Annotated in this window: 4 protein-coding genes and 1 pseudogene; 4 read left to right on the plus strand and 1 reads right to left on the minus strand. The window is 49.5% G+C overall.

The annotated features are described in order from the left end of the window. Positions 1–341 precede the first annotated feature (341 nt). From QZ506_RS17520 to QZ506_RS17530, 3 genes are all read left to right on the plus strand, one after another. A complete protein-coding gene (locus tag QZ506_RS17520) occupies positions 342–857 on the plus strand; it encodes a GNAT family protein (RefSeq protein WP_291972919.1) in 516 nt (171 codons plus the stop codon). Between the two features lie 161 nt (positions 858–1,018). Continuing rightward, complete coding sequence (locus QZ506_RS17525) at positions 1,019–1,288, plus strand: YebO family protein (protein ID WP_291972915.1); 270 nt, start codon at positions 1,019–1,021, stop codon at positions 1,286–1,288. 114 nt (positions 1,289–1,402) lie between these two features. Then, the gene (locus QZ506_RS17530) at positions 1,403–2,785 is read left to right on the plus strand and encodes an amino acid permease (RefSeq protein WP_291972916.1); all 1,383 of its coding nucleotides are present in this window, start codon (positions 1,403–1,405) and stop codon (positions 2,783–2,785) included. Between the two features lie 72 nt (positions 2,786–2,857). Here the strand turns inward: QZ506_RS17530 and QZ506_RS17535 are convergent, their stop codons facing one another. Continuing rightward, complete coding sequence (locus QZ506_RS17535; RefSeq protein WP_291972917.1) at positions 2,858–3,292, minus strand: FMN-binding protein; 435 nt, start codon at positions 3,290–3,292, stop codon at positions 2,858–2,860. Between the two features lie 88 nt (positions 3,293–3,380). Here QZ506_RS17535 and QZ506_RS17540 point away from each other — a divergent pair. Then, a pseudogene (locus QZ506_RS17540) lies at positions 3,381–3,460 on the plus strand (IS1 family transposase); the annotation flags it as partial.

The following is a 3,460-nucleotide window of genomic DNA, read 5'->3' on the forward strand; positions in this document are numbered from 1 at the left end:
ACGACAGAGATGCGGCGGTAAAACGGGATAGTACCTCATACACCGTGGAAGGGCTGACCCTGAGAGCGGCAGCGATGGTGCGATTAGACTGGTTGCGCTCAAATTTGAGTTTGAAGATCTGAAGACAAGTCTCCATGGGACCCCTGCTTTTTCATCGTTACCTCCATTTCAGTAGAAACTGCGAATGGAGGGGAGGTTAAAAGAGTTAAGCCCCGGAGTGATCGATACGACGCGAATCAGTGATCGACCTTTCATGCGAAATCGTGATCGATTGTCATGCGAATCACTGAACGATCACGATGCGAATATGCAGGCATCTCGCCCACAGAGACGCCGGATAGATTGAAGCAAGCCCACCATTAGTCAAAAATCAGTGTTGCAAAAATGGGGGTGACCATAGATTTGTCGGCCCGTTTCGTGACAAGGACGAGTACCGTGCTTATCTGACCACGGTAGAACAGCAGCAGGATACCCAATGTTACGTGGTTATCGACACACGCACCGATAACGCGGTGGGCACATTCTCGTTGATGCGCGTTGATGTGAACAACGGTGTTATCGAAGTCGGTTCTGTCGCTTTTTCCTCTGCATTAAAGCGTACCACACTTGCGACAGAAGCGCATTTTCTGCTGATGGGCTATGTCTTCGAACAACTGCACTATCGTCGCTACGAGTGGAAGTGCGATAGCCTGAATGCACCGTCGCGTCGCGCCGCTCTGCGTTTGGGTTTTACTTTTGAAGGTATATTTCGTCAGGCTGTCATTTATAAAGGGCGTACGCGTGACACTGCCTGGTTTTCACTGTTGGATACTGAATGGCCACAACGCAAACTGGATTTTCTCGATTGGCTGGCATAGGGTAACTTCGATACTGAAGGAAAACAGGTCCAATCGCTCGCAGCTATCAGGCTGTCTCGGCTGAAAGAAGGTTCATGAGCAGGATGTAATAGGCGTGGGCGGCTACGAAGTGATAGTATGACTCGGATATGCTTGGGTTGAGAGTATGAGTTGGGGTTGTTGTGAATATTTTACAGATTGTTTTTATCATGTCGATGGTGCTGTTTACCGCGCTGGTATGGTTTTTTGTTAATCGCGCCAGTGTCCGTGCCAATGAAAAGATCCGCTTGCTGCAAGAAATTTTGGAACAGCAACGTATTCAAACCGCGTTGCTTCAGTCGTTAGCGCCTGCCACTGCGGATGTTACGCCATCTGAGCCTGAAACCGTGTTGCATCCATCGGCAGCATCCGCACCAGAATTTGATGCGTTCAACGTTATTAACGAGCGCTGAGACTGACTGCAATAGCTTGGGCGCTCGTCTGCATTGCTTCTACATAGCGCAGGTAACCAACACGACGATGTGCGTATAATAATCAAAAACAGCAAATGGAAAAGTGAATACAACATGGCAGTAGAGAGTGAGCTGGTATTAAAACGGGGATTAAAGAATCGCCATATTCAACTAATCGCTTTAGGCGGTGCGATAGGGACAGGGCTGTTTTTAGGGATCTCGCAGACCATTCAGATGGCGGGACCTTCCGTGCTGTTGGGATACGGTGTCGCGGGTATTATTGCTTTTCTGATCATGCGCCAGTTGGGCGAAATGGTGGTTGAGGAGCCGGTTGCAGGGTCTTTCAGCCACTTTGCCTATAAATATTGGGGCAGCTTTGCCGGTTTCCTCGCAGGTTGGAACTACTGGGCAATGTTTATCCTGGTTGGCATGGCTGAACTCACTGCCGTCGGGATCTACATTCAATATTGGTGGCCTGATGTGCCCACGTGGGTATCAGCGGCGGTATTTTTTATACTGATCAATGCCATCAACCTGGTGAATGTGAAGGTGTATGGTGAAACCGAGTTCTGGTTTGCCATCATCAAAGTCCTGGCTATCCTTGGCATGATTGGATTTGGTGCCTGGTTACTGCTAAGCGGGCAGGGGGGAGAGCAGGCTACGGTATGCAACCTGTTGCAGCATGGCGGCTTTTTCCCGCACGGCATCAGTAGTCTGGTAATGGCGATGGCGGTGATCATGTTCTCTTTCGGTGGATTGGAACTGGTCGGGATCACTGCCGCTGAAGCCGCCGATCCTAAGCGTTCTATCCCGCAAGCGACTAATCAGGTCGTCTATCGCATTCTGATCTTTTATATTGGCTCGCTCGGTATCCTGCTGTCGCTTTATCCATGGCAGAACGTGGTCAGAGGCGGCAGCCCGTTTGTGATGATTTTCCATGCCCTAGACAGCAACGCTATCGCCAATGTGCTGAACATGGTGGTGTTGACTGCTGCGTTGTCGGTATACAACAGTGGGGTCTATTGCAACAGCCGCATGTTATTTGGCCTTGCCACTCAGGGGAATGCGCCACGTTGGTTGTCCCGCGTCAATGGGCGCGGTGTACCAGTCCGGTCCATTGCGCTTTCTGCGCTGGCGACCTCGATTGGTGTGCTGATTAACTATGTTATGCCCGGCAAGGCCTTTGAGCTCCTGATGGCGTTGGTGGTATCAACGCTGGTGATTAACTGGATCATGATTTGTGTGGCGCATCTGCGTTTTCGCCGCGCGATGGACCAGCGCGGCGTAGTGACCCATTTCAAGGCGATTTTCTATCCATATGGCAACTACCTGTGTTTACTTTTCCTGGCTGCCATTCTGGTTATCATGCTAATGACTCCAGGTATCCGGATTTCTGTGTTGTTAATCCCGGTTTGGGTGGGCCTTATCTGGCTGGGTTTTTACCTGTCTCAGCGTCGTAAAGCGGCTGAAATGCTGGCGCATGGCGTGAAAGAATAGCAGTATTAAGCGGGTTTTCTTCTCATCGCCGGTGTCATCATGTAAACGCCGGCGATGAAGTGCACTGAGGTATTATTCGACTTTCGCTACGTCGGTCTTGCCTGCTTTTGCATTGGCAATTGCCGCATTCGCCAGCACGACAAAATCTTCGCTGGAGTGGGTGGCACCAGTTACACCATCAACGTTTTCCGGATTTTGTTTTTCAACCAATCCTTGAGCCAGTTTGACTGTATACTCCTCTGGGTTCGCACCTGTTGCAGCCTTCATCTTCTTATTGTATTCCACATCAGTGGTTTTCAGATGACCGTCTTTTTGGCTGTTGTAGTCAAATTTTACGGCGGCAATCTTTCCGTCTTTGTAAGTCACTTCTACAAACGGTTTCCACCCTTTATCATCGAAATTAACGGTTTCAGCGCGGTATGTACCGTCTTTGATGGCACCATCGGCAGCGTGAAGACCCACAGCGAAAAGGCTTGCCACAACAATGGGTATGAACTTCATTTTCATGGTTTCATCCTCAGTATTCTTATCAGTGGGTCGTGTATTCAATATGTTGATTGCAGTGTGAAATGTCCGGTTTTGGATGTGGAATACAGTGGCTAAAGTTGATGTAAGATGGCCGTTTTGTGAACAGACATCTCCTGTGAAAAAACACGGTTATGGCAAAAGTGGCCA

This window comes from Candidatus Symbiopectobacterium sp. (assembly GCF_020054415.1).
In the GTDB taxonomy this organism is placed as follows: Bacteria; Pseudomonadota; Gammaproteobacteria; order Enterobacterales; family Enterobacteriaceae; genus Symbiopectobacterium.

Coding starts and splice junctions, on each gene's coding strand:
- QZ506_RS17530 (WP_291972916.1), top strand. CDS start 1,403: ATGGCAGTAGAGAGTGAGCTGGTATTAAAACGGGGATTAAAGAATCGC.
- QZ506_RS17535 (WP_291972917.1), bottom strand. CDS start 3,292: ATGAAAATGAAGTTCATACCCATTGTTGTGGCAAGCCTTTTCGCTGTG.